The organism is Larkinella sp., assembly GCF_965227735.1.
Classification (GTDB): domain Bacteria; phylum Bacteroidota; class Bacteroidia; order Cytophagales; family Spirosomataceae; genus Larkinella.
Genome location: NZ_OZ245776.1, coordinates 5,186,202 through 5,212,880, shown reverse-complemented (window position 1 = coordinate 5,212,880; position 26,679 = coordinate 5,186,202). Strand labels below are relative to the sequence as shown.

At 53.0% G+C, this 26,679-nt stretch carries 17 protein-coding genes and 1 riboswitch; of the genes, 10 read left to right on the top strand and 7 right to left on the bottom strand.

Annotated elements, in window-relative coordinates; all coding sequences use genetic code 11:
• Window positions 1-44 precede the first annotated feature (44 nt).
• A complete protein-coding gene (gene ggt, locus ACO064_RS20340) occupies window positions 45-1,844 on the bottom strand; it encodes a gamma-glutamyltransferase (protein ID WP_421829060.1) in 1,800 nt (599 codons plus the stop codon).
• Between the two features lie 131 nt (window positions 1,845-1,975).
• On the opposite strand from ggt, the gene ACO064_RS20335 reads away from it, so the two are divergent.
• From ACO064_RS20335 to ACO064_RS20300, 8 genes are all read left to right on the top strand, one after another.
• A complete protein-coding gene (locus tag ACO064_RS20335; protein WP_421829059.1) occupies window positions 1,976-3,217 on the top strand; it encodes an ABC transporter permease in 1,242 nt (413 codons plus the stop codon).
• Window positions 3,218-3,286: 69 nt separating this feature from the next.
• Entirely contained in the window at window positions 3,287-3,769 is a 483-nt protein-coding gene (locus ACO064_RS20330) for a hypothetical protein (RefSeq protein WP_421829058.1), read from the top strand.
• 18 nt (window positions 3,770-3,787) lie between these two features.
• Window positions 3,788-4,789, top strand: a complete 1,002-nt coding sequence (locus ACO064_RS20325; protein ID WP_421829057.1) for an oxygenase MpaB family protein — start codon at window positions 3,788-3,790, stop codon at window positions 4,787-4,789.
• Between the two features lie 90 nt (window positions 4,790-4,879).
• Entirely contained in the window at window positions 4,880-6,256 is a 1,377-nt protein-coding gene (mnmE, locus tag ACO064_RS20320; protein ID WP_421829056.1) for a tRNA uridine-5-carboxymethylaminomethyl(34) synthesis GTPase MnmE, read from the top strand.
• A 1,292-nt stretch (window positions 6,257-7,548) separates the two neighbouring features.
• Window positions 7,549-11,079: a hypothetical protein gene (locus tag ACO064_RS20315; protein ID WP_421829055.1), complete on the top strand. Its 3,531-nt coding sequence runs from the start codon at window positions 7,549-7,551 to the stop codon at window positions 11,077-11,079.
• A gap of 65 nt (window positions 11,080-11,144) precedes the next feature.
• Window positions 11,145-12,218 carry a hypothetical protein gene (locus ACO064_RS20310; RefSeq protein ID WP_421829054.1) on the top strand — a complete coding sequence of 358 codons (1,074 nt, stop codon included), beginning with the start codon at window positions 11,145-11,147 and terminating at the stop codon, window positions 12,216-12,218.
• Between the two features lie 124 nt (window positions 12,219-12,342).
• A complete protein-coding gene (locus ACO064_RS20305; RefSeq protein ID WP_421829053.1) occupies window positions 12,343-14,265 on the top strand; it encodes a polysaccharide biosynthesis protein in 1,923 nt (640 codons plus the stop codon).
• A 51-nt stretch (window positions 14,266-14,316) separates the two neighbouring features.
• Complete coding sequence (locus tag ACO064_RS20300) at window positions 14,317-14,946, top strand: response regulator (RefSeq protein WP_421829052.1); 630 nt, start codon at window positions 14,317-14,319, stop codon at window positions 14,944-14,946.
• Between the two features lie 101 nt (window positions 14,947-15,047).
• Here ACO064_RS20300 and ACO064_RS20295 read toward each other — a convergent pair whose 3' ends face one another.
• The 5 genes from ACO064_RS20295 to ACO064_RS20275 all read right to left on the bottom strand — a co-directional run bounded on the left by ACO064_RS20295 (window position 15,048) and on the right by ACO064_RS20275 (window position 22,932).
• A complete protein-coding gene (locus ACO064_RS20295) occupies window positions 15,048-15,572 on the bottom strand; it encodes a hypothetical protein (RefSeq protein WP_114405301.1) in 525 nt (174 codons plus the stop codon).
• 36 nt (window positions 15,573-15,608) lie between these two features.
• Window positions 15,609-15,962: a PadR family transcriptional regulator gene (locus ACO064_RS20290; RefSeq protein ID WP_114405302.1), complete on the bottom strand. Its 354-nt coding sequence runs from the start codon at window positions 15,960-15,962 to the stop codon at window positions 15,609-15,611.
• Window positions 15,963-16,481: 519 nt separating this feature from the next.
• Window positions 16,482-20,261, bottom strand: coding sequence for a methionine synthase (gene metH, locus ACO064_RS20285; RefSeq protein ID WP_421829051.1), 3,780 nt, complete (start codon window positions 20,259-20,261; stop codon window positions 16,482-16,484).
• 109 nt (window positions 20,262-20,370) lie between these two features.
• Window positions 20,371-20,478, bottom strand: a riboswitch (SAM riboswitch).
• An 83-nt stretch (window positions 20,479-20,561) separates the two neighbouring features.
• A complete protein-coding gene (locus ACO064_RS20280) occupies window positions 20,562-20,924 on the bottom strand; it encodes an SxtJ family membrane protein (RefSeq protein WP_421829050.1) in 363 nt (120 codons plus the stop codon).
• 145 nt (window positions 20,925-21,069) lie between these two features.
• Window positions 21,070-22,932, bottom strand: a complete 1,863-nt coding sequence (locus tag ACO064_RS20275) for a carbamoyltransferase (RefSeq protein WP_421829049.1) — start codon at window positions 22,930-22,932, stop codon at window positions 21,070-21,072.
• 196 nt (window positions 22,933-23,128) lie between these two features.
• On the opposite strand from ACO064_RS20275, the gene ACO064_RS20270 reads away from it, so the two are divergent.
• A complete protein-coding gene (locus ACO064_RS20270) occupies window positions 23,129-24,019 on the top strand; it encodes a Ppx/GppA phosphatase family protein (RefSeq protein ID WP_421829048.1) in 891 nt (296 codons plus the stop codon).
• Window positions 24,020-24,049: 30 nt separating this feature from the next.
• Window positions 24,050-24,991: a GNAT family N-acetyltransferase gene (locus ACO064_RS20265; protein ID WP_421829047.1), complete on the top strand. Its 942-nt coding sequence runs from the start codon at window positions 24,050-24,052 to the stop codon at window positions 24,989-24,991.
• A 174-nt stretch (window positions 24,992-25,165) separates the two neighbouring features.
• On the opposite strand, the gene ACO064_RS20260 is transcribed toward ACO064_RS20265, so the two are convergent.
• Window positions 25,166-26,674, bottom strand: a complete 1,509-nt coding sequence (locus ACO064_RS20260; protein ID WP_421829046.1) for a lipopolysaccharide biosynthesis protein — start codon at window positions 26,672-26,674, stop codon at window positions 25,166-25,168.
• Window positions 26,675-26,679 lie beyond the last annotated feature (5 nt).

Below are 26,679 nucleotides of genomic sequence, written 5' to 3'. Positions count from 1 at the left end.
TGATTTGGTGAAAACCGCTTTTCGGCTCACAAGGTTTATTTTTTTTAATACCCCACCGACGTATTATCTGCCCGGGGGTCCGAAGCACCTTCGAGCGTGCCGTCGGGCCGGAGCAGAATGCAATCCATGCGACCCAGCGAATTGGTCAGTTGTTCGAGCTTATACCCCCACGCTTGCAGTTTCTGAATCGTTTCCTCCGAAAAAGCGCCATTTTCAAAAATGGTGTTATCGGGCAACCACTGGTGGTGAAACTTCAGGGCGTTGACCGACTGCTGCATCGTCATGCCGTGTTCCAGCACATTCAGGATTGTTTGATATACCGAGGTGATGATGGTCGAGCCACCCGGCGTCCCTACCACCATATACAATTTTCCGTCCTGTTCCACAATCGTCGGCGTCATCGACGACAGCATTCGCTTGCCCGGCGCAATGGCATTGGCCTGGTTCCCAATTAGGCCGAACATATTAGGAACGCCCGGTTTCACGCTGAAATCGTCCATTTCGTTGTTCATCAGAAAACCGGCACCGCCCACCACCACGCGGCTGCCATAGCCCCCGTTGAGGGTGGTCGTGATCGAAACCGCACTGCCTTCCTGATCGACGACCGAAAAGTGGGTAGTTTCCAGACTTTCGTAGCCCGGCAATATGCCCCCTTTTACGTTTTTGCTATCCGTTGCTTTGGCAAAGGTAAAATCGGACCAGCGGGTTTTCAAATAGTCTTGATCAACGAGTTGATTTACCGGCACTTTCACAAAATCCGGATCGCCCAGAAACTTGGCCCGGTCGGCATACACCCGACGCTCGGCTTCGATCATCACCTGCACCGTCGAGTCGCTGTTCCAACCCCAGCGACGCAGCGGATACGGTTCTACCAGCCGCAGCAATTGCAACAAAGCCACGCCCCCGCTCGAGGTTGGCGGCATGGTAATGATTTTGTAGTTTCGGAAGGTGCCAACCAGCGGATCGCGCCAGACGGCCTGGTAACTTTTCAGATCGTTTTCTGTGATGATGCCGCCCCCCCGCTGCATTTCGGCCACCAGCAACCGGGCGGTTTCGCCTTCATAAAAACCGGCACGTCTTTCCTGCTGAATCCGTCGCAGCGTTTGCGCCAGATCCTTCTGAATCAGCAACTCACCGGTTTTCCAGTCCGTCGTGTCGGCTTTCATAAAATACCGTTTGTCCGGGTTCACCTGCAAAAACGACTTTTTGGTGCGGTTCAGGCCCAGGGCTTCGCGCTCGGTCAGGGTCACGCCTTTTTCGGCCAGTTCGATGGCGGGTTGCAGCACCTGCGCCCACGTCAGTTTGCCAAACCGCCGGTGTGCTTCCACCATGCCCGCAACCGAGCCCGGCACTCCGCTGGCCAGGTGGCCCGTGATGCTAAGCCGGGGAATGACGTTTTGCGCCGAATCCAGGTACATGTCCTTGTGGGCTTTTTCGGGGCCTTTTTCACGGAAATCAAGCGTGTAGGCCAGTCCGGCTTTGTCCCGAAAAACCATAAAACCGCCCCCGCCAATGTTCCCTGCTCCGGGATAAACAACCGCCAGCGCAAACTGGACCGCCACGGCCGCGTCGACCGCATTGCCACCCGCTTTCAGGATGTCGACACCCACCCGCGAGGCTACCGGGTGTGCCGATGCGACCATTCCATTCCTGCCGGTAACCGCTTGTCGGTCCGAATAATACGGTCCGGATTTGCGCTGAACGGTTGTTTTTTTTTCGTTATCGTACTGATAGACACCGGAACTCTGACGAACGCCTGGCGTCTTTGAACCCGTTCGGCAGGCACTCAGAACAACCAAAGCCAGGATTATGGTATTATTGATAGATAGAATTTTATTTTTCATAATTCGGGAATTCGTAAACCACTAAACTACAAAATCTAACCAAACATCCGCCGATACGACCTTCGCATTCAAATCGTTTGGTAGATTCCGAATGGTCTGATACCTTTAATCTCCTGTAAACCGTCAATCCCTTGAAATTCATCCGTCAGACGTACGAAAGCTTCCGGTTCGCGTGGCAGGCCCTGCGCTCGAACCTCCTCAGGACCACGCTCTCGCTGCTGGGCGTGACCATCGGCATTTTTGCCATCATTGCGGTTTTCACCATTGTGGACTCGCTCGAACGGAACATCAAGGAAAGCCTGTCGGGCATTGGCGACAAGGTGCTGTACGTCCAGAAATGGCCCTGGGTTTTCGACGGCAATTTTCAGTGGTGGAAGTATTTCCAACGCCCCGAGCCATCGATCAACGAATTCAAATTTTTGTCTGACCGGCTGGAAAACGCCCAGGCCGTGGTGGCGATGGATTTCAAAGGCCAGGTGACGGTTAAAAATGGCAACAACAGCATCCAGGCGCTGATTCAGGGAACAACGATGGATTACAACAAGATTTCGGAAGTGCCGGTTGAACAGGGACGGTATTTTTCCCAGCAGGAAATCGATGCCGCCCGCAACGTGGCCATTGTGGGTGCCGACGTGGCCGAAACCCTGTTTCCGAGCCAGATTCCCGTCGGCAAAGAATTCAAACTGAACGGATTGAAATACGTCGTCATTGGCGTTCAGGAACGGAAAGGCGAAAGCCTGGTCAACTTCGGTGGCAATCCCGACAACAAGTGCATCATTCCGATTGGCGCTTTTGCCAAGATGTACCATTCCATCAATCCGAGCATCGACATTGCCGTGAAGGGGTTCGATCAGGATGAAGGACTCCTCGAACTGGAAAGCGAAATTCGGGGGCTGATGCGCGCCCGGCGCGGACTGAAACCGTTGCAGGAAGATAACTTTTCGCTCAACCGGCCCGATGCAGCCGCCAAAGCCATTTCCAGCCTTTTTGCCGTTCTGACGGTAGCCGGGTGGGTCATCGGCAGTTTTTCGATTCTGGTGGGCGGGTTCGGCATCGCCAACATCATGTTCGTGTCGGTCAAGGAACGCACCAATCTCATTGGTATCCAGAAATCGCTGGGGGCAAAAAACTACTTTATTTTGTTTCAATTCATGTTTGAAGCCGTTTTTTTAAGTTTAATTGGCGGCAGCGTCGGCATTTTGCTCGTTTATTTGTTGTCATTTATGAAGCTGGGCAGTCTGGTCATCATCCTGTCGCCGGCCAACATCATGCTGGGGCTGGGCGTATCGAGCATCATTGGTACGCTTTCCGGTATTTTGCCGGCTTTGGTGGCCGCCCGAATGGACCCCGTCATTGCCATCCGGTCCAAATAACCGGATTGCAATTACCGCCCAAAACCCATTCATTTGTATGCATAACGTATCAAACCTGAGCATTATCCAATGAGACGCATTCTGATTCCCCTGGTTTTTCTACTTCTTGTATTTGGCATATTTTATTACCTGACCGCCTGGAGTTACAGCGACGGCGAACGGGCCGGAACCATTTCCAAATACAGTCGCCGGGGGTATGTTTTCAAGACCTGGGAAGGCGTTTTGAACGTCGGCGGTTTTTCGGGCGAAACCGGTTCACTGACTCCACAATACTTCGATTTCTCGGTGAAAGACGATTCCGTGGCCCAGAAAATCAACCAGGCCGTTAAAACCGGTGAGCGTGTGACGTTGCACTATGAAGAAAAGCTGGTCAAACTTCCCTGGAACGGCGAAACCAAATACTTTGTAACCGGTGTTGAAATCGTGGAACCCCAATACCGCTACGGCGTGCCGGGCCAACCGGCGTATCCGAATCAACCGGCTCCGTCGACACCGCCCACACCACAAGCGTTGCCCGCACCGGTCGATACCGCCCGGAGGGATACACTTTAACGTGGGTACCTGCTAACCATGCTGAAAACCGTCACGCTTCAACGCATTTTTCCGGACGAAATGCTGGACCAATACCGGCAACAGGGTGATCCGGCGGCTGATGCCGTTATTGCCTCGGTGGCGGCTCAAAGTGGCCGCGAAAGTGTCGGTTTACTAATGCGCTGGCTCGGCAATACCGCCGACTTCGACGGCCTTGATCAGCCCTCAGTCGTTCAGGCCTTTATGACGACCCAGGCCCACCTCCCCGATTGGGCCGACCGCCGGAAGATGGACCTTGCCATGCGGTTTTTCAAAAAAAACGAAGTCGCCGTGGGTTTGACCCTGGGGTGTTATTCCCTGCCGTATTGCTACGCCGGAGCCGATGGCGCACGGGTGCTCTGGCTCTCGCAGCGGATTCACAACGACACCCGGAAGCGGCTGGAAGAAACCGGCGAATGGGTGTTCGGGATCATGAAGCCCCGCGACTGGGAGAGCGGGAAGGCCCTTCGCCGAACCCTGAAAATCCGCCTGCTGCACGCATCGATCCGCTGGTTTACGCTGCACGGCGGGCAATGGGATCTGGCCTGGGGCTATCCGATTAATCAGGAAGACATGGCGGCTACCAACCTGGCCTTCTCATACATTGTGATTCGGGGGCTGCGAAAAGCCGGAATTCCGATGACGCCCGAAGAAGAAGACGCTTACCTGCACCAGATCAATGTGGCCGGTTCGCTGCTGGGCGTTGCGGACGAGCTGTTACCCCGGAACCTGCGCGAAGCCTTTCACCTCGAACGCACAATTGCCCGGCGGCAGTTTCGGACTTCGGAGCAGGGAACCGGCCTGACGCGGTCGCTGCTTCAGGCTCTCGAAAACCTGGCACCACCCGCCCTGCGGAACCTCCCGGCGGCCCAAATGCGTTTCTTCCTCGGCGACGAACTGGCCGATTTGCTGAATCTTCCGGCGGTGCCGCTGGAGAAACGGCTGGTCGGGCTGGCAACTTCGCTGCCCATTTTTCCAAATTTATTACGCAATACCCTCTGATCAACTCTGATTCTCTCTGTGTAATAGCGCAACTGTTAATCAGAGTTGATCAGAGAAAAATCGGAGTTGATCAGTGTTATCAAGCTTTTGATGGATATTTTACAACAGGAACCGATTGCGGCTCTGGCGACGGCGCCGGGCATAGGTGCCATTGCCGTTATTCGGGTGTCGGGCGACAACGCCATTGCGGTGACCAACCGGATTTTTCGCGGCAAAGACCTGAATCAGCAAGCTTCCCATACCGTTCATTTCGGCACCATCCGGGATCAGCAAAACGCGATCATCGACGAGGTGCTGGTCACTATTTTCCGCAGTCCGTCCTCGTTTACGAAGGAAGATGTGGTCGAAATTTCGTGCCACGGTTCGGAGTATGTGATCCGGCAAATTCTGCGGCTGTTGCTGAAAGAAGGCGTTCGGATGGCGCAGCCGGGCGAATTTACGCAACGGGCTTTTCTGAACGGCCAGTTTGACCTGGTGCAGGCCGAAGCCGTCGCCGACCTCATTGCCGCCGACTCCGAAGCCACCCACCGGGCGGCCCTGACCCAACTCCGGGGCGGTTTTTCGAAACAACTCAAGGCACTCCGCCAGCAACTGATCGAATTTGCGGCCCTGATTGAACTCGAACTGGATTTTGGCGAAGAGGATGTGGAGTTTGCCCAACGCGACGATCTGCGAAAGCTCGTGTTGGCGATTCAGCGCGTGCTGCGGCCACTGATCGACTCGTTTTCGGTCGGCAATGCCATCAAAAACGGCGTGGCGACGGTGATTGCCGGCAAGCCGAATGCTGGCAAATCGACCCTGCTGAATGCGCTTTTGAACGAGGAAAAAGCCATTGTTTCGGACATTCCCGGCACCACGCGCGATGTAATCGAGGATGAGTTATTTCTCGACGGCATTCGCTTCCGGCTCATCGACACCGCCGGACTCCGCGAAGCCACCGACACCATCGAGGCCATTGGCGTGGAACGCACCCGGCAACAGTTAGACAAAGCCGCCATCATCATTTACCTCTTCGACGCGGCCGAAACCACGCTGGCCCAAATTGCTGGCATTGAAGCGGAGTTGAAAAACCGGACGGTGCCGTATCTGCTCGTCGCCAACAAGATGGATAAGCTGGCGGACGCTGAAATCAGCCACTGGCGGGATTCGTTCGGGCCGGAGCTGGTGCCGATTCAGGCCAATACCGGCAAGAACCTGGACGAAATGGCGCAGCGATTGGTCGGTTTTGTAAAAACGAATGCCATTCCCGGCAGCACCGTCGTCACGAATGTGCGCCACTACGAACACCTGACCCAAACCGACGCAGCCCTCATCCGCGTCCTCGACGGCCTGGATGCCGGAACGACGCAGGACTGGATCGCCATCGAACTCCGCGATGCCCTGCACCACCTGGGCGAGTTGACGGGGGAAATCACGACGGACGACCTGCTGGCGACGATTTTCAGTAAGTTTTGTATTGGGAAGTAAACCATTTTACGTACACCCCGGACGTTAGCGCCTTCCCATCCATTTTTTTGACAAAACCCGGTCCCATAAACCCATGCCATTTTTTGCAACCTGCGCCGAAAAAAACTTTTTTTCGGCGCAGGTTCCGTCGCCAGGGGCGGGATGTAGTCAGGGGCGGCACTTTGAACCGAGTGGTTCTCAATCTATTTTGCAGATTGGCTATCGTAAAAAAGCCCAAATTGTATCTCAAAATAGTTCTATCTATCTCTACAGGCGGGTCCCCAAAGAAAGTCACGGCTCAAGCTATCTTTAAGCTATGGATGGCAGAATAACGGGCAGAATAAACCCATAGCGCGGCTATTCATAAGATGATAAATTCAGAAAATACAATTTACCTGCGAGTGGCTCCGGAAAATAATATGGAATGTCTTGTTTACAAGTACATTGGTTGCGTAAATGAGGCAGCAGCCTATCTTGTTAAATTGAATTGTTAAATGATTTATCAGACAAAAAAATTAAAAAAATAGATTAAAATGGCAAAATTTTTGCTATTTATTAAATACGATTAACTGTCAATTTATTTAAAATTTTGAATCTATTAATTTAAAATTTTACAATATACCGTATAATAAATAGACAGATAAAATCGTATTTAAAATTTGACATTTGTAAAAAAACAGTTTAAAGTTGCGCATACAAATTCTCTGTCTTTCCTTGTTGTGAAACATACTATGAAAAAAAATAGCTTTTTTAAAACAAGCAACTAGTCCTGGCCCAAACCTCCATAGCCAGGTATTCTCAAACAATTCCTTTGCTCCACTCCCTCCAGGATGGGCAAATTAACTGTGAAGTAAACCAGCATTCACCTCCAAATGCTGTTGTGATTGCAAAAAACAAAGAGTTACCCACTTAGATGTCAGAGTTGGAAACGGCCGGATTAAGCGACCTTTGCCTTCGTGTGCTTAATTCTGTAACTCGCATTTAATCTTCAATCATCCTGCTGTCAAGAATACAAACGCGAGCAACCTCCAGGCTTATGCGCTATTCTTGTCTGGTTTTCGACACGATAACCAGAATTGATTTTCTATACAATCAATCATCAGGGACAGGTAATAACGGTTTTAAGTAACATGTACTTACCGTAGCTTCTCGCCATGAAATTCAAAAAACATGAATTTCTACTGGGGAAAAGTATGCCCGTTAAGCTACAGAACTGAACAGCTAATTTTTATAAAAAATAGCTGTTGGTGATCCATTTATGCCTAAAATAAAATTTTTAACTAACAATCCATCCATTTAAAAACCAATTCGCTATGACTCCACATTACTGTTTAACCGGGCGAATTAAAAACCGGCTTTCCCGACAGCGGTATCGTCTGGTGTGTTTGCTGGCCATAATGGGTATGCTGGTCAGTATACATCCCGCACATGCGCAGTCGTGCTATGCCCCCATTTCCGGGACGGCGGTGCAGGTGGGCGGGGTGATCAGTGCAACGGTTTGCGCCGGCCCGCTCTGCCTGGGAACGGGCACCTACAATGAACTGCAAAAAATAACCGATAACAGCCTCGAAACCTTTGCCAATATCAACACGACCATTGCGGCTCAGATTGCGCAGGGGATTTCGGTGAAAAAAACCAACGGTTCCTATACCGGGAGCAATGTGGTCGGTTTTATCCTGTCGCGCAGTGCGCTGGTCGATGTGTCGGTTCTGAGCAGCGTAACCATCCGAACCTACCTGAACGGCAATCCCGTTTCGACGGCACAACCGCTCAGTGCGCTGGTGTCAGGCTCCGCGCTGGGGAGTACGGAGAAAATGTACGCGACATTCACAACGAACCAGGAATTTGACGAAGTGCGTCTGAATACCAGTTTGTTAAGTGCCGAAGTATTCAGCAACCTGCGAATTTTTGCCGCCGTAGCCTTCCCGACCACCTGCTCATCGCCGGTGTCTACTACTGTCTGTGGTGATTACATCAGTGGCCTGGGCACGGATGCTACCTACTACGGTTCGGTAACCTGCGTAGGCTGTTCGCTGACCGACCGGACCAACCTGATTAACGGCAATAACGCCGACTACGCGACCCTTTCCGTTGTGGCCGGAGCCGCGCCAACGGCATCCGTAGGCGTCATCGACACCAAAAAAGTGTACGCCAGCGGTCAACGGGCGGGTTTTGTCATTTCCAAAGAAGCGGCCAATGCGCTTCTGTCTGCCGATGCGCTCAATACCATTACGATTGAGACGTATTTATTTGGAACCTTACAGGAAGCCAAATCACCGGGCGATCCTACCAATGTGCTTAATTTGTCACTACTGGGCGTTAACACGACCATTCCCAAACAGAAACTGGGGTTTGTTACCTCGTTACCATTCAACGAAGTGCGAATCAAAGTTAATTCACTGGCAACCGTCATCGGGCCTATCCGGCTGTATGGTGCTTTTGTGGAGGCATCCGGTTGTACCAATTGTGAGAAGGCGCTGGATGCAAACAGCACCGGTAAATACAGCGGTACCATTCAGGAAAACACGAGTTGCGGATTTTTATGTACCAATTCATTTACGGAACTCTACGGAATCCTTTCTTTGGGTTCAAGTCTGACAAACACCGGCCGGGTTACCAACACGACCCTGGGTGATTATGCAACCTATAATACCGGCATTTCGGTAGGAGCTGGCGCCCGAATCACCGTCAAGAATGACGGCACGGACTTTACGGCGGGCAAGACGTTCGTCGGATTTCACATTTCCACCGAAACCGGCCTGGTCGATTTAGGCTTACTCAACGGCATTACAATCCGGGTTTACAAAGACGGCAATGCAACCCCCGTGGAGACCTCGACCTCGGCCAACTTACTGGGGGCTGCGCTTCTCTCCGGCGGCTCCAAGCAATCCGTCGTAGGGTTTACGCCCAGTGTCGCTTTTGACATGGTACAGATCGACATTGGCAGCGTAGTCGGTTTGCTCGGTGAATACCGGATTTACGATGCTTTTGTCATCGAAGATGCCGACGGGGACGGCATCCCCGATTGCAACGATGTCTGCGGCACCGGAACCGGCAATGATCTCCTCGATTTCGACGGCGACGGCATTCCCGACACCTGCGATCCCGATGACGACAACGACGGCATTCCCGACACGGTCGAAAATCCGACACCCGGAACACCACGCGATACGGACGGGGACGGGTCTGAAGATTACCACGATCTGGACAGCGATAACGATACGATCCCGGATTCCGTAGAAAAAGGGCCGGATGGCAACAATCCCTCCAATACGGACGGTACGGATGTTCCCGACTACCGCGATCCCGACAGCGATAACGACGGGATTCCGGATTCCGTGGAAGCGGGACCCAACGGCGATACGCCCCGTAACACGGACGGCGATGCGCTGCCCGACTACCTTGACCTGGACAGTGACAACGACGGTATTCTGGACACGACGGAGAAGGGTTCAGACGGCAACAACCCAACCAACAGCGATACCAATACCGGCAGTAACCCCGACGGCCGCCCGGATTACATCGACCTGGACGCTGATAACGACGGCATCAACGACGTGGTGGAAGGCAACGGCACCGATGCCGACAACAATGGCATTGCCGACGGCGCGCCAGGGGCAACGGGCATTCCGGCTTCGGCAGGCAGTGGCCTGACACCACCGAATACCGACGGTGATGCCAAACCGGACTTCCAGGATGTCGACAGCGATGGGGATGGAATACCGGACCTCTACGAAAGCGGCATTCCGAGTCCGGGTACGCTCGATACCAACAAAGATGGCATCATCGACGATGCTTCCGAAACCGATAACGACGGCATTCCAACCCCGGTCGACGGAGCAACCGGTAGCTATGGCGACGCCAACAGCCCAACCCTACCGAACACGGACGGTGATTCCAATCCCAATTACCGCGACCTTGACAGTGATAACGACGGCATTCTGGATTCGGTGGAACGCGGAGCGGACGGAACGAACCCCACCAACAGCGACACCAACTCGGGCGGCACCAGCGATGGCAAACCGAATTACATCGACCTCGACAGTGACAACGACGGCATCAACGATGTGATTGAAGGCGGTGGCACCGACGCCGACAACAACGGCATTGCCGATGGCACTCCGGGTTCAACGGGCATTCCGGCTTCGGCAGGCAGTGGTCTGACACCGCCCGACGCCGATAACGACGGCACCCCGAACTACCTGGATCTGGACAGTGACAATGACGGCATCAAGGATCTCTACGAAAGCGGGATTCCGAACCCGGCCACATTAGATACCAACGGCGATGGCATTATCGACAATGCCGATGAACCGGATAACGACGGTATTCCGCAGTCGGTCGATGGGGCGCAGAATGCGTACGGCGATGCCAACAGCCCGACGCTGCCCGACGGTGATACAGACAACAATCCGGATTATACCGATCCGAACGTGGATTTGACCCCGACGAATCTGATGCCGAATGCGGGCTTCACGGCCGTCGGCCAGTCGCGCAGTCTGACCATCACAGTACGGAACATTCCGGCCAACTCAGTTTCCAACGGAACGATTACGGTGACGGTGACCAAACCGACCCAGTATATGACGGTTGCGTTTTCGGGCTCTGCCGGTGACGACTGGACCCTCACCGATTCGGGAAGCTTCTTCAGACTGGTTTCGAAACCGGGCGTCACCATCGCGGGATTGGCCGCCAATGCGAAAAGCATCGGGTTGACGCTGACCCTGACCGCAGGAGCCAACTCGGGCGCCAGCCTGGTCAATACCCGCATCCAGAGCGGGTCGGGCGGTGAGGTCAACAACGAAAACAATACCGCGGTTACGGCCGTCAACATTACCTTCTAAATCAACCGTCTGGGGAGCCTGGCTCCCCAGACTTTCATCTCTTCCACGAAACCAACACATATTCCATGAAAAAGCAACTACTTATCATGTTCATCTTTCTGTCCATCATCCAGCTTTCGCATCAGAGCCAGGCGCAGGTGATTGACGTTTATGCAACTCCCACCGATGTTATTTCGGACGACAATACGTCAACTTTTGCCGGCCCCAACCATCCCGGGGTGGTGCGGGTGACGGTCGGCAACAACAACCCCGCTCCGATCCCGGCGGGGCAAATGTCGGTTGTGATCACGCTCAACCAGTATGTCAACTACGTGTCGGCTTCATCTATTCCCGGTTTTACAGTGGTCCCCGAAAATACCAGTACAACCAGCGTGTATTTGATCAACAATATTCCCATTACGGAAGCAGGCTCACCCATCATTCTGGATATCAACGTAATAGCGGTTCAAACCATTAATGAAACGACCATTACGTCTACGGCTTCACTGGTAGAACCGACGGATCTCTCCGAAAACATTACGAACAACAACACCAGCAATCGGGTGACGTCCGTCGGTACCTCGGCGCTGCCCGTTACGCTTTCGTCGTTCAACGTGAAAGCCGTCAACCAACACGCGGTTCTGGAATGGTCCACCTCTTCCGAGAAAAACAACGCTTTTTTTGAAGTGCAGCATTCGACCAATGCCCGCGATTTTGAGGTGCTGGGAAAGGTAAACGGCCACGGAACAACGTATCAAACCCAGAATTACCGCTTCACGCAGGAATATCCCGACCCCTCGGTGGTTCATTATTACCGCTTGCGGCAGGTGGATACGGACGGAAAATACGAATTCAGCTTCCTGCGCGCACTGACGTTTGAGGGTTACGTGGGCATCGAATTGAAACTGTCGACTAACCCGGTTACCAACGGCACCATCAAAGCGTATGTCGATTACGGCGACGAAAATCTCTCCCGGGAAGCGAAGCTGGTTCTGGTCGACAACATGGGCCGAACCGTCGGCAAACAATCGATTTTGCTGGAAAAAGGGCGGAATACCGTGCAATTTCAGGGCGTGTCGCTGCACAGTGGTCTGTACGTGATCTCGTTGCAAAACCCGTCGCTGGTGCAGCCGAAGTTCGTCAAAGTGGCGGTTCAGTAACCGGCTGAACAAACTGATCTGAAAACACGGACTTATTCGTTACCGCCGTCCTGAAAACGGCGGTACCTGGCTCTGTATTGCCAATCATCTGAGTCGATAATCCCTCATCCTAGATTATAAAGTGATGATAGAGCACTATTTAAAAATCCATTCAAACCGCATTGTCTCCAGCTATTTCGTACTGCTGGCCGATGTTTGTATTTCCATCGGTTCGTTCGCGATTGCCTTTTTGCTGCGGTTTAATTTTGAAGTAACGGCCATTTATGCCGATTACTTCCTGTACTGCCTGGGTTTCACGGTCGGCATCCGGTCTCTGTTTTTTGTGCTGTTCCGCTCCCACCAGGGCATTATCCGCCACACCAGCCTGGAAGACATCCTGTTGCTGTTGTATGCGGTTACCGCCGGGAGCACACTCACGGCCTTCGGAACCTATTTCGGCTGGCAAGCCGGTTACCTCGTATATTACGTACCGGTATCGATTCTGATGATCGATTATTGCTGCTGCCTCGTAGCCCTGTCGCTGAGCCGGTTTCTGGTCAAAGCGTTTTACTGGCACCTGCGGTCGATTACGCGGGGCACGCCGTTGCAACCGATTTTGATCTACGGAGCCGGAAAAACCGGTTTGCTCACCCGCAACGCGCTGGCGCAGGACCCCACGCAACGGTATACGGTTCTGGCTTTCATTGATGACAATCCGTACAAAATCAACAAAGTCATTCAGGGCTTGCCGGTCGTTTCGCGGCAGGAAGCTTACAAACGCTATATTCGGAAACAAACGATTCCGCCCCAGATTCTGCTGGCAATGGGCGCGATCAGTCCGAAGAAAAAAACGGAAATCACCGATTTCTTCCTGCAATACCACGTCCCGGTCAAAACCATTCCCACGGTTGAACAATGGATCGACGGCCGGCTGAATTCGTTCCAGATCCGCGACATCCGCATCGAGGATCTCCTCGGCCGCTCACCCATCCAACTGGAAAACAGGGCCATCCGCGAACAACTCAGCGACCAGGTCGTGATGGTGACGGGAGCCGCCGGTTCGATTGGTGCCGAACTCATCCGGCAGGTGTTGCGCCACCGCCCCCACACCGTCGTGCTGGTCGATCAGGCGGAATCGGCCCTGTTCGATCTGGAATTCAAACTGCGCCGGGAATACCAGGCGATGGCGAGCGAGGTCAATGTGATCGTGAAAATTGCGGACATTTCCGACGAGTTTCGGATGCGCCATATTTTCCGGGAAACCCGCCCGACAATTGTCTTTCATGCGGCAGCCTACAAGCACGTTCCGCTCATGGAAGAACATCCGTACGAAGCCGTGCGGGTGAATGTGCTGGGAACGCAGATTGTCGCGGATCTGTCGCTGAAATTCGGCGTCCGCACGTTCGTCATGATTTCGACCGACAAGGCTGTCAATCCTACGAACGTCATGGGAGCCACCAAACGGCTGGCCGAAATGTATGTCCAGAGCCTGAACCATCCCGACAAAGCCCTGCGTCGCACCCGGTTTATTGCCACCCGGTTTGGTAACGTGCTGGGCTCCAACGGTTCAGTCGTAACGGTTTTTCAACAGCAAATCCAGTCGGGTGGCCCCGTAACGGTTACCCATCCCGACATCATCCGCTATTTCATGACCATTCCGGAAGCCTGCCAGTTGGTGCTCGAAGCGGGTGGCATGGGCAAGGGCGGGGAAGTATTCGTTTTCGACATGGGCGATCCGGTGAAGATCGTGGAACTGGCCCGCAAGATGATTCACCTGTCCGGTTATACCGTAGACAAAGACATCAAAATCGTCTTCACGGGTTTGCGGCCGGGCGAAAAGTTGTTTGAAGAACTCCTCAATGACAACGAAAGCACGCTGCCGACCCATCACCCAAAAATTATGATTGCGCAGGTGGTCATTCCTGACGCGGACGAAATGAAAGCGACGCTCGGCCAACTGCGGCACCTGATGCTCAACGGCAGCGATCACCAGTTGGTGGGAACCCTGAAACGTCTGATTCCCGAATACATCAGTAACAACTCCGTTTTTACCGCCCTGGATTATTGAAATCCGGGCGCTTGTCAATGATGAAATACTAACGCTAAAACCAGGAAAGTTATGTACAGGATCTTATTAGTAGACGACCACTCCATTGTCCGTTCAGGCATCCGTTTGTTGTTGAAAGAACAGTATGGCACCATCCAGATTGACGAAGCCAAAAACGGCAGTTCGGCTTTCGGCAAGATTATGGATACCACCTATCATCTGGTGATTATGGACATCAACATGCCCAACACGGATACGTTCAGTTTGCTCCAGAATATTCGGGCGATGGCACCGGACTTGCCGATTATGATCTTTACCATCATGACCGAATATGCATTCGCCAAGCGGTATCTGCAACTGGGCGTTAAGGGATACATCAGCAAGCAGGCCGAGGACCCGGAAATCCGGAAAGCCGTTCACGCCATCCTGTGCGGAAAACCGTGTGTGTGCCCCGACTTATTGGAAAAAATGCAGGATGATAACCACTTCAGGAAAGAACTGGACCCGTTCGATGCCTTGTCGAACCGGGAACTGGAAATTGCGTTCCACTTGGTGAGGGGCAAATCCGTCAGCCACATTGCCGATACACTCAACATTCACACGTCGACCGTTGGCACACATAAAGCCCGGATTTTTGACAAGCTCAAGGTCGACAATATCCTGGTTATGAAGGACCTGGCAACGCATTACCGACTTATTTAATCCTAGCGTTGAATCAATGCCGATTGGGAGTGGAAACCGTGTGAAACGTTCTCGTTTCCCGGCCACTTCCAATTTCTTCAACCATCGCTCCAGACAATCTTTTATCGGACGATCCGGTATCGCTGCTGGATTCGCTGGCGAATACAGGTGCCGACGGCATACGAGAAGCTGAGCAGCCCAACGGTCCAAACCAGCCCCCAAACGCTCAGATACGCCCATTTTCCGGTACTCACGGTGGTGAGTAAAGCCATCATCATCAGGACCATTCCGACGGTCATCAACAGGGCCGTGCGCAGGGAATTCCGGTATTCCTGACGCAAATCATACGCGCCGTATGCTTTGTTGCGAAACTGAAACACAATATCGTCCAGATCCGCCTTCCGAAGCTGCTCCTCGTTCATGGTCAGCTCGATCTGGTAGGTTTTACGCAGGTGTTTTACGGCTTTGGCGTTTGCTTCGAGCTGCACTTTTTCCAGGGCCGTTTCAAATGGCAGACCAATCCACATGTAATGCTCGACCTCACAAGCCAGGTGATCGAGGAGTTCTTCAAACAGCGCTTCGTCAGTGCCGTTCCAGACCAGATGGCGGTATAGGATTTCTACTTGTTGCGGGTTGAGCTTTTCCATAGGACTATCGGGTTTAGCGGCTGATCGGTTCGGATTTTAGTGGCCCAGCGACAAGGCTGGCACCGGTTGTAAAAGGGCTTTCATTACTTCAACAAATCGCTCGAAATCAGAGACTTTCTGGTGGGCCATTTCGTTGCCACTGGGGGTGAGTGTGTAATATTTGCGCAACCGCCCGTCCACTTCCACCGACTCTGTAATCAGTAAACCTTCCTGTTGCAATTTGTGTAAAACCGGGTATAACGCCCCGAACGTCAGAATAACTTCTCCCTGCGTCCGCTCTTTAACGGACTGCGTGATTTCGTATCCGTACATCCGGCCCCGTTCGGTCAGCAGTTTCAACACGATTGTCTTCAGGGTTCCCCGCAAAAATTCATTGCCTGATGGTTCCATGCTGTGCAGAAATAGAATGTTAATTTATTTGTACGAAGTAAATATATACAAGAAACCAATATATACAAATCCTTTCCCGAATTTTTTTCACACCCCGCCCCCCCGCCCCAACGGGGCACCATCATTAACCCCGGACATCGTCCGGGGAATACGGGTAGATCACCCCGCCCCAAAGGGGCATCATCATTAACCCCGGACACCGTCCGGGGAATACGGGTAGATCACCCCGCCCCAAAGGGGCATCATCATTAGCCCCGGACACCGTCCGGGGAATGGGGAATACGGGAAGAGGCCAATCGGTCATAACCCTGAAAGGGTTGGATAATTAAATCGATAGTCAACCCTTTCAGGGTTGCGGGGACGCGGATATGATTATCAGCCCCGGACGGTGTCCGGGGTTAATGATGATGCCCCTTCGGGGCGGGGGGATGGGCGACCTCCCCGTATTCCCCGGACGATGTCCGGGGTTGATGATGAGGCCCCTTCGGGGCGAGGGTGACGGGGCGTGGGGGCGGTTACCTACGCGTCGTACGACAGAACCGGAGACAGCCAGCGTTCGACCTCATCGAGGGGCATATTCTTCCGCTGTGCATAATCGAGTACCTGATCCTTGTTGATTTTACCGACTGCAAAATACCGCGACGACGGGTGCGAGAAGTAAAAACCGCTCACCGACGACGCCGGGTACATGGCAAAACTTTCGGTTAACTGGATGTCGATCTGTCCGGCATCCAGCAGTTCAAACAGCGTCGCTTTTTCGGTGTGGTCGGGGCAGGCGGGGTAGCCCGGTGCCGGCCGAATGCCCTGATACTCTTCCTTGATTAAATCTTCGTTCGACAGCTTTTCGTTGGTTGCATACGGCCAGAATTCCGTCCGAACGCGTTTGTGCATCAATTCAGCGAAAGCTTCGGCTAACCGGTCGGCGATGGCCTTGATCATGATGCTGTTGTAGTCGTCGTGATCACGCTCGAATTCCTCCACCAGTTTTTCAATGCCAATGCCCGCCGTAACGGCAAAACCGCCGATGTAATCGGTATGACCCGTCTCCATCGGGGCCACGAAATCTGCCAGACAGAAGTTCGGCAAACCGGGGGCTTTCTGATTCTGCTGACGCAGGAAGTGCAGCACGGTTTTGGTATCGTAGATCAGTTCACCCGCCGATTTGCGCTCGCTAAGATCGGCGATGTGGCTGAGTTTGTATTCAAGGTGCGTATGCGAACCGTGCCGTTCACAGGGAATCTCGCGAACGATCTCCTCAAAGTCGTGCAGCAACACATCGTCTTCGGTGGCGTTGGCCGGATAAAAACCGACCACGGCTTTGGCCGTCAGCAGTTTTTCATCGATCACTTTCTGCAAAAGCCGTTTGGCATCTTCAAAAACCTTCTTCGCTTCAACGCCGACCACCTCATCGGTCAGAATCGCGGGGTATTTTCCGTGCAATTCCCAGGTTTGGAAAAACGGCGTCCAGTCGATAAACTCCGCAATTTCTTTCAAGGAATAGTCCTGAAAATAGCGGTTTCCGAGAAACTGCGGTTTGGTCGGTTCAAATTCGGCCCAGTCGATGACGGTTTTGTTTTTCCGGGCTACGTCGATCGTCAGGGTCTTTTTGTCCTGTTTCCGCTTGGCGTGATCGGCACGGAGTTTGGTATACTCATCTTTGAATTCGTGGAAAACCAGATCGCGCGTGCTTTCCTGCTCGCTGATGAGCCGACCGGCCACCGGCACACTCCGGCTGGCGTCCAGCACGTGAACCACCGGCCCCGAATAATGGGGATCGATCTTGACGGCGGTATGAATACGCGAGGTGGTGGCTCCGCCGATCAGCAGCGGCATCGTGAAGCCCTGGCGCTCCATTTCTTTGGCCACGCCCACCATTTCATCGAGCGAGGGCGTAATCAAACCGCTCAGGCCGATGATATCGACCTGGTGTTTTTTGGCTTCTTCCAGAATTTTCTGGGTCGGCACCATCACGCCCAGATCAATAATTTCGTAGTTGTTACAGCCCAGAACCACACCCACGATGTTTTTTCCAATATCGTGAACGTCGCCTTTGACGGTCGCCATAAGGATTTTTCCGGCCGCCCGCGCGCCCACTGCTTTGCTGGCTTCGATGAACGGGAGCAGGTACGCAACCGCTTTTTTCATCACCCGCGCCGACTTCACCACCTGCGGCAGAAACATTTTCCCCTCACCAAACAGGTCGCCCACCACGTTCATGCCATCCATCAGCGGCCCTTCGATCACCTCGATGGGCCGTTCGTATTGCAGCCGGGCTTCTTCCGTGTCCTGGTCGATGTAATCCGTGATACCGCGCACCAGGGCGTGTTTCAAACGTGCCTGAACCGGTTCCAGCCGCCAGCTTTCATCCTGAACAACGACTTTTCCTTTCGCTTTGACGGTTTCGGCAAAATCGACCAGCCGCTCCGTCGCATCCGGACGGCGGTTGAGCAGCACATCTTCGCAGCGTTCGAGGAGGTCTTTCGGAATATCGTCATAAACACCCAGATTACCGGCGTTGACAATCCCCATGTCCATCCCGGCTTTGATGGCGTAGTACAGAAAAACCGAGTGCATCGCTTCCCGCACCACCTCGTTGCCCCGGAAGGAGAACGAAATATTGGACACCCCGCCACTGACTTTGGCCAACGGCAGATTTTCCTTGATCCAGCGCGTCGCATTGATGAAATCGACGGCGTAATTGTTGTGTTCTTCAATTCCCGTGGCAACGGTCAGGATGTTCGGGTCAAAAATGATGTCCTGCGCCGAAAAACCGACTTTATCCACCAGAATCCGGTACGCGCGTTCGCAGATTTCAATCCGCCGTTCGAAATTATCCGCCTGACCGGTTTCGTCGAATGCCATCACCACGGCCGCAGCACCGTAGCGTTTCACCAGATTGGCGCGTTCAATAAATGCTTCTTCACCTTCTTTCAGCGAAATCGAGTTCACAATGGCTTTCCCCTGGACGCACTTCAAACCGGCTTCGATCACTTCCCATTTCGAGGAATCGATCATGATCGGCACGCGGGCAATGTCGGGCTCGGCGGCAATGAGGTTCAGGAAGGTCGTCATGACTTCCACCGAATCCAGCATGCCTTCATCCATGTTTACGTCGATCACCTGCGCCCCGTTTTCCACCTGCTGACGCGCCACGGACAAGGCCGCATCGTAATCCCCGGCTTTGATCAAACGCGCAAATGCCTTGGAACCCGTCACGTTCGTCCGTTCCCCGACGTTGACAAAGTTGGTCAACTCCGTGATTTTCAACGGTTCCAGACCGCTCAATTTCTGATATGACTCCGCCTGTGGTTTCGGACGGGGCGGGTATTTCGCAATCGCCTGCGCAATAGCCCGAATGTGATCCGGCGTCGAACCGCAGCAACCGCCGACGATGTTGACAAAACCGTCCTGCACGAAGCCTTCGATCTGGGCCGCCATTTCGTCAGGTGACTGATCGTATTCCCCCATTTCGTTGGGCAATCCGGCATTCGGATAAGCCGACGTAAAAAATGGGGCTTCTTTCGCCAGCGTCTGCACATACGGCCGCAGCAGTTCCGCGCCCATCGCGCAGTTCAACCCAATACTGAGCAGCGGCAGGTGCGATACTGAGTACAGAAACGCTTCCGTCGTCTGACCCGACAGCGTCCGGCCCGAAGCATCGGTAATCGTTCCCGAAACCATGATCGGCAACGGTTCCAGGCCTTTATCCGCAAAATATTTATCCACGGCAAACAACGCGGCTTTGGCGTTGAGCGTATCCGTGATGGTTTCAATCAACAGCAAATCCGATCCGCCCTCGACCAACCCGGAAACCTGGGTGTAAAACGCTTCGACCAGTTGATCGAACGTAATGGCGCGGTAGCCGGGATTGTTCACATCGGGCGACATGGAGGCCAGCCGGGTGGTTGGACCCATCGCGCCGGCCACAAACCGGGGTTTGTCGGGATTCTGGCGGGTTACTTCCACCGCCACTTCCTTCGCAATTCTCGCCGACTCGTAATTGAGTTCATACACCAGTTCCTCCATGTGGTAATCGGCCATCGCCACCCACGTTCCGCTGAAGGTGTTGGTTTCGATGATGTCCGATCCCGCTTCGAGATACTGGCGGTGGATTTCCTTGATGATGTCCGGTTTTGTGAGCGACAGCAAATCGTTGTTGCCCTTCAAATCGTGCGGCCAGTCGGCAAAACGCGTTCCGCGATAATCTTCTTCTTCCAGTTTATACCGCTGAATCATGGTACCCATCGCTCCATCGAGAATCAGGATACGCTGTTGAAGAAGGTCAGTTATTTTTTCCAAGTTCTTGTATTGATTAGGACTACCTACCATGCCAACCACCGTCTGTAGCAGAACGGTGCAAATAGGGTTACACGGCTTATCGAAGAAAGGAAGCAGGGCGCAAGCTTTCAACTTATCTGTCCCCGTTGCCGGGGCGGAATTTGGCACCTTTTTCAGGGAGTATGAATGGTTGCCAAGACATCATCGGGTCCAATCCCTCCGTCTTTCTCGATAAGCGGTTTACAAAAATAGAAAAAGAGCCGGTCTTCGCCAAACCGATTCCCTCCGGGGAGAAACAGGCGGTTTTCCCAAAAGATTCCGTTACCAGGTATGTTCCAGGTCTTCTTTGGTATACAGATGGTTACGCTCGTGGTAAAGCGATGTGTCCTGCGTTCGTTTGATCGTCAACGGGTTTTTCGCCCCGAGCCGGTAGAGAAACGCGATCGGGACTAAAACTGCCCAAAATAAAACCGTCAGAATGATCTTGCTGTTGATCATCCCCAGGATTTCGGCCAGTTTAAACCACAGCCAGGCAATGCTGTTGCCAGCCGCCGGAATGAAGATGCTGAGCAAACCAACCGCCATAGCAGCATAGAGCCAGTAGACGGAGTTGAAAACGAAGTACAAAACGACCAGGCCGGTTACGATTACCAACTGGGCCTTGACGCGATCCAAGGGATTCATAAGCAGATGTCTATAAAGAAATTATACATGTTTTCCCGCTTTCGCCCCAGACCCCTAAAGGGGCACGGACGTCGAACCATCCGGATTAAGCTGCGTCCGTGCCCCTTTAGGGGTCTGGGGCGAAAGGCCCTCCGGGGCAAAAGCGTCAATCCAACCCAAACTCCTCCTTCCACTCGCCTTTTTCCGGCCACGCCGGTTGCTGTTTTTTATTGAATATATAATTTCCCACCACCAGATAATCCATTTCCGTTCGCATGAAACAGCGATACGCGTCATCCGGCGTGTTGACGATGGGTTCGCCCCGCACGTTGAAACTCGTGTTGACCAAAACCGCAAAACCCGTTTGCTTTTTGAATGCATCGATCAATTGCCAGTAACGCCGATTGGTTTCCCGGTGAACGGTTTGAATCCGGGCGGAGAAGTCGATGTGCGTAATGGCCGGTAAATCCGAGCGTTGAACATACAGTTTTTCCCGCATCGGAAGGCTGTCATACTCAGCGGGCAGCGGTTTTCGGCGGTTTTCCAGAACCGGGTGCACCAGCAACATGTAGGGCGAGGAGCCGTCGTAATCGAAATACTTAGAACAATCTTCGGCCAGCACCGAAGGCGCAAAGGGCCGGAAAGACTCGCGGTATTTGATGGTCAGGTTCAGTTTTTTCTGCATGTCGGCACTCCGCGGATCGCCCAGAATACTGCGACCACCCAACGCCCGTGGCCCGAATTCCATCCGCCCCTGCACCCAGCCCACCACATTTTCGTTCGCCAGCAACCGGGCGGTTTCGTTGCACAAGGCTTCAAAATCGTCGTACCGTTTATAAACCGCTTTGTACTTTTTTGCCATCAACTCCACGTCCAGATCCGAAAACGTCGGACCCAGAAACGACCCTCGCAGGGCGTCGCCTTTGTACTCAATGAGCCGTTCTTTGCCGAAATAAATATGGTAAGCCGCCAGAGCCGCGCCCAAGGCACCACCCGCATCGCCCGCTGCGGGTTGAATAAACAGATTTTTAAAAATACCAGATTTTTGGAGTTTTCCGTTAGCGACACAGTTGAGCGCAACGCCCCCCGCCAGCACCAGATTATCCGTATCAGTCAACCGCCGGGCCTCACGCGCCATGTTGACGACTACCTCCTCCGTCACGCGCTGAATCGCCAGACCCAGATTACCATGTTCCGGTTTTAGCTCCTCATCAGGCTGCCGTTTGGCCATACCGAACAGTGCTTCCCACTTTTTTTCGTGAACCATCCGCAAACCGGTTGCGTAGTCGAAGTAGGTCTGATCGAGCCAGATGGAACCGTCCCCGTTGATCTCCACCAGCTTCGTTTTGATCAGCTCGACATACCGGTCCACCTCCGGCGAATTCGGATTTCCGTACGGTGCCAGGCCCATCAATTTATACTCCCCGGAATTGACCCGAAAACCCAGAAAATACGTAAAAGCAGAATACAACAAGCCCAGTGAATGCGGAAAATGCAGTTCTTTCAACACCGTAATCGCCTTTCCGTCGCCCAAGCCGATGGAAGCCGTCGCCCACTCGCCCACGCCGTCGATGGTCAGAATGGCGGCTTTTTCAAAGGCAGAAGGATAAAACACGCTGGCAGCATGTGACAAATGATGCTCGGGAAACAACAGTTTGACCGGCTTTTTAGAATCGTAGCCCAGCTTTTTCAGCTCGTCCCGCAGCAGTCGTTTCAGGAATAATTTATCTTTCATCCAGACCGGCATAGCCATCAGAAACGACCGCAAACCGCGTGGAGCAAAGGCGTAATACGTTTCCAGCAACCGCTCGAATTTCAGCAGCGGTTTGTCGTAAAACACAATGGCATCCAGCTCATTCAGGCTCGTTCCGCCGTATTCCAGACAGAAACGAACGGCGTTGGCCGGAAAACCGGCATCGTGTTTTTTGCGCGTAAACCGTTCCTCCTGCGCAGCCGCCACAATTCGCCCGTCTTCGACCAAAGCCGCAGCCGAATCGTGGTAAAAAGCGGAGATTCCGAGAATCGTCATGTCTGTGTCGGGCAGCCCGGTAAAACCGGTCAGGGTCAATGGGTGTCAAAGGTACGCCTGTTCATTCAAAAGTCACCCGAATTTTAGCGGGTAGCCTCATCCACCCGACCGTTCTATAGAAAAGCCGCCGTATTTCGTCTGGGGATGTAAATTGACTATATTTGGGCGTTTCAGTACCACTTTTCCCAACTTCATTTTGAAAATTGCTGCCATCGATATCGGCTCCAACGCGGCCCGTCTCCAGATTTCTACGGTTCTGCACGTGGACGACGTGATTAGTTTCAAGAAGGTTGAATACGTCCGGTTTCCGCTGCGGCTGGGTCACGATGTGTTTAATTTTGGCGAAATTACGCCGGAAAGCGAAGTCCGTACCAACAAACTGATGCAGGTTTACAAGCTGTTGATGGAACTCCACGAAGTGGAAGACTACATGGCCTGCGCCACCTCGGCCATGCGGGAAGCCGTCAACGGCCACAAAGTGGCGACCCGCATCAAGGAGTTGACCGGCATCGAAATCAACATCATCGACGGTCAGAAAGAAGCCGAACTGATCAACAACGTGGTGGTGCAGGCCCTCGACGAACGGCAGTTTCTGCACATCGACGTGGGCGGTGGCAGCACCGAACTGAACCTGTATCTGGACCGGAAAAAGGTCAACTCGAAGTCGTTCAAAATCGGCTCCGTGCGCTCTTTGGAAGGAAAAGAAACCAAGGGGGCCTGGAACAAGATGAAAGACTGGGTGGACGAAAACGTGTTGAAAACGCAGGATATGGTCGCCGTAGGAACAGGCGGAAACATCAACAAGATCTTCAACCTCGTGGCGAAAGTCGGTGACACGACCACGCTGGCGGAAATTGAACGGATGCGGAATTACATTTCGGGCTATAGCCTGGAAGACCGGATCAACAAACTGCGGCTGAATGCCGACCGGGCCGACGTCATCATTCCGGCGGCAGACATCTACATTTCGGTTATGAAATGGGCCGGAGCCGACACCATTGTGGTACCTGACCTGGGCCTGAAAGACGGCATTCTTCAGTTGGTGTATGAACGCTGGGGCAAAAAGCAGCCGAAAAAAAAGCCTTAGTCACGGGACGCTTCACGGAGTGAACAAGCTGTGTACGAACTTCTTCAGGTAGAAAATCCGCTTCCGGAACAGATTCCGCCGTTCTATCAGGACGGTTTTCTGTTCCTTCAGGCCCGTCACCTGCTCAATCAGCCGGATCGGCCGTTCTACTATTTTGCCCTTCTCAACCCCAAAACCGGCCGGGCCGACGCCCGTTGTGCGGTTTTTATCCGCGACAACTGGGCCATAAGCCCGTCTGCTGCATCATTTGGTTCCATCGAGTTTTCGGATGATTTGCCGGACGAAGAACTAGTCCGGCTGGTGGATGCCGTAGTAACAACTAGTAAAAAATTACTAGTCCAGGGGATTCGAATAGTCAATTACCCGGATTGTTATTTGCCTGTTCATTCCCAGCGACTTCGTGGCCTATTGCTGGACGCCGGTTTTGTGGTGAAATACCAAGAACTCAATCAACATTTGCCGGTCAGCGCACGTTCCTTTACCGAACACCTGCATGCTACCGAACGGCGACGGCTTCGGAAATGCCAGCAGGCCGGTTTTACAACTCAAATCCGGGAAAAACCGGATGCGGAAACTTTGTTTGCGTTCATCCGGAAAGCGAGGTTGCGAAAAAACCTGCCTTTATCAATGAGCAGCAAAGAGCTTGCCAATCTTCTCACGAATTTCGGGGAGGTCAGCCCGGTTTTTACGGTGCGTGATGGCGACCAGCTCATTGCCGCCTGTCTGGGAATTCGGGTTGCGCCCGGCGTTCTCTATTACTTTCTACCCGCCGATCACGAAGATTATCAGCATTTTAGTCCGTCGGTGCTATTAATCGAAAGCCTGTACACCTATTGCCAGCAACACCAGATTCCGTTGCTTGATCTGGGCATTTCGACCAGCCAGGGTATTCGGAACGAAGGATTGATCCGGTTCAAAAGCCAACTGGGCGCAGTGGAGTCGGCGAAGCGGGTATTTGAGATGCGGTTTTGAAATAATTCAGTTTCCCATTCTCACTCCGTAAGCCTGTATTTTTAGCATTTTCTGAGATGCCGTTAGGCATCAAATGTTTGTAGAAAACATCCAGTCGCTAACGCGACCTGTTTACCGTCGGGCCAACTAAGGGTTACCTAATTAAAGAATCTGTGGATGCTCTGATCATTCTGATCACCGCCGTCGAAAGCCCCGCACACGCCCCAGCACGGACCCCATCAACCCATTCATATCTTCCGACACCCGGAACCACAGAATCAGCCCGGCAAACAGGGCCGCCAGCACCAGCGAGCGTCCGATAATGCTGAGCAATACCAGCCACAACGAACCGTTCCACGCGGGGAGAAGGAGCGACACGCCATAGACCAGTCCCAAAACTGCAAGGGCCTTGACACCCGAAAACGTGAACGGCAGGATTCGGAAAAACACCCAGACCAGACCGACTTTGCTCAGCGCAAAAACAAGTGTAGTAATGGTAGTGGCAAAAGCTGCTCCATCGATGCCGTAGCGCGGAATCAGGTAGGCATTGGCGCCAATGGCCAGGCAGGCCATCACAATCATCAGCAATGTGGCGTAGCGGTAGTATTTGGAGTAGTTGATGATTTCGCCGTTCACACCCGTAGCCATTTCAAACAGCTTCGCCGAAGCCAGCAGCAACACTACGTGTTTGCCCTGTCGGTAGATGTCGGCTTTCGGCAACAGGCTGAAAATGCCGTCGATGTTGGTCCAGATCAGCAGAAAAACCAGACCACCTGCCAGCAACTGATTCAGCGACGACTTGTGGTATAACTCCTGAACGTGCGCCATATCGTTCTGCCGTAAGGAATTGGAAACCAGTGGCGTCGAAATCTGCGTGATGGTTTTTCGCGGAATTTCAATAATCCCGGCAATGTAGGTCGCGATGATAAAAATAGCGGCATTGGTCAGCCCTTCGCCACCAGAAAGCATCGTTCGGTCGATGAAATACACCACCTGCGTGCCGACGCCCCCCATGACGACAAACAGACCAAAATAAATCATCTGGCGAAACATGCCGTCTTTCAACCGCGTCACATCGAACCGCAACGAAAATTTACCCAACTGATAAATATAGACCAGCAAAATGACCACCGCCAGACCGTAGGACGTAATCATCAGGTAGAGCATCCAGTCGAAGTTATACCAGCCCAGCCCGAACAGCAGAATCACCAGCACATTTGCCAGTTTCAGATACACTTCGCGAACAAAGGTCGGGATGGCAATGCGGGCGTTGTTGCGGCAATAGGCTTCCAGCACGGCGATGTAAATCCAGAAAATCGTGAGCGGCACCACCAGCACATGATACGGAATCAGCCCCGCCGATTTTTCGGCAAAGTAATCCTGAATGGGTTGCTCGAACAGAAAATAAGCCGCCGTAAACAGGCTGATGCCAATCAGGGGAAAAGCCAGCAGGAAACCCAGAAAGCCGTTGTTCTGCGTTTTGTCATCGCGGAAATAGCCAAAAAACCGGTCAGTGATAAACGGTGCGCCGAGGTGGGCAAACGCGGCAAAAAGCAGGCTATTTTCCAGTAACAAACGCGAAATCGCCAGTTGGTCGGTCGACAGAAAATGCAGCGAAACGTACAACTGGTTAATAATCCCGATGCCGACTCCGATGTAGGAACCGATGCTGGCTTTCAGGCTTTGACGAATGACAATTCCCATGTGTT

Coding starts and splice junctions, on each gene's coding strand:
- ACO064_RS20275 (WP_421829049.1), bottom strand. CDS start 22,932: ATGACGATTCTCGGAATCTCCGCTTTTTACCACGATTCGGCTGCGGCT.
- ACO064_RS20295 (WP_114405301.1), bottom strand. CDS start 15,572: ATGGAAAAGCTCAACCCGCAACAAGTAGAAATCCTATACCGCCATCTG.
- ACO064_RS20260 (WP_421829046.1), bottom strand. CDS start 26,674: ATGGGAATTGTCATTCGTCAAAGCCTGAAAGCCAGCATCGGTTCCTAC.
- ACO064_RS20325 (WP_421829057.1), top strand. CDS start 3,788: ATGCTGAAAACCGTCACGCTTCAACGCATTTTTCCGGACGAAATGCTG.
- ggt (WP_421829060.1), bottom strand. CDS start 1,844: ATGAAAAATAAAATTCTATCTATCAATAATACCATAATCCTGGCTTTG.
- ACO064_RS20305 (WP_421829053.1), top strand. CDS start 12,343: ATGATAGAGCACTATTTAAAAATCCATTCAAACCGCATTGTCTCCAGC.
- ACO064_RS20330 (WP_421829058.1), top strand. CDS start 3,287: ATGAGACGCATTCTGATTCCCCTGGTTTTTCTACTTCTTGTATTTGGC.
- ACO064_RS20310 (WP_421829054.1), top strand. CDS start 11,145: ATGAAAAAGCAACTACTTATCATGTTCATCTTTCTGTCCATCATCCAG.
- mnmE (WP_421829056.1), top strand. CDS start 4,880: ATGGATATTTTACAACAGGAACCGATTGCGGCTCTGGCGACGGCGCCG.
- ACO064_RS20315 (WP_421829055.1), top strand. CDS start 7,549: ATGACTCCACATTACTGTTTAACCGGGCGAATTAAAAACCGGCTTTCC.
- ACO064_RS20300 (WP_421829052.1), top strand. CDS start 14,317: ATGTACAGGATCTTATTAGTAGACGACCACTCCATTGTCCGTTCAGGC.
- ACO064_RS20290 (WP_114405302.1), bottom strand. CDS start 15,962: ATGGAACCATCAGGCAATGAATTTTTGCGGGGAACCCTGAAGACAATC.
- ACO064_RS20280 (WP_421829050.1), bottom strand. CDS start 20,924: ATGAATCCCTTGGATCGCGTCAAGGCCCAGTTGGTAATCGTAACCGGC.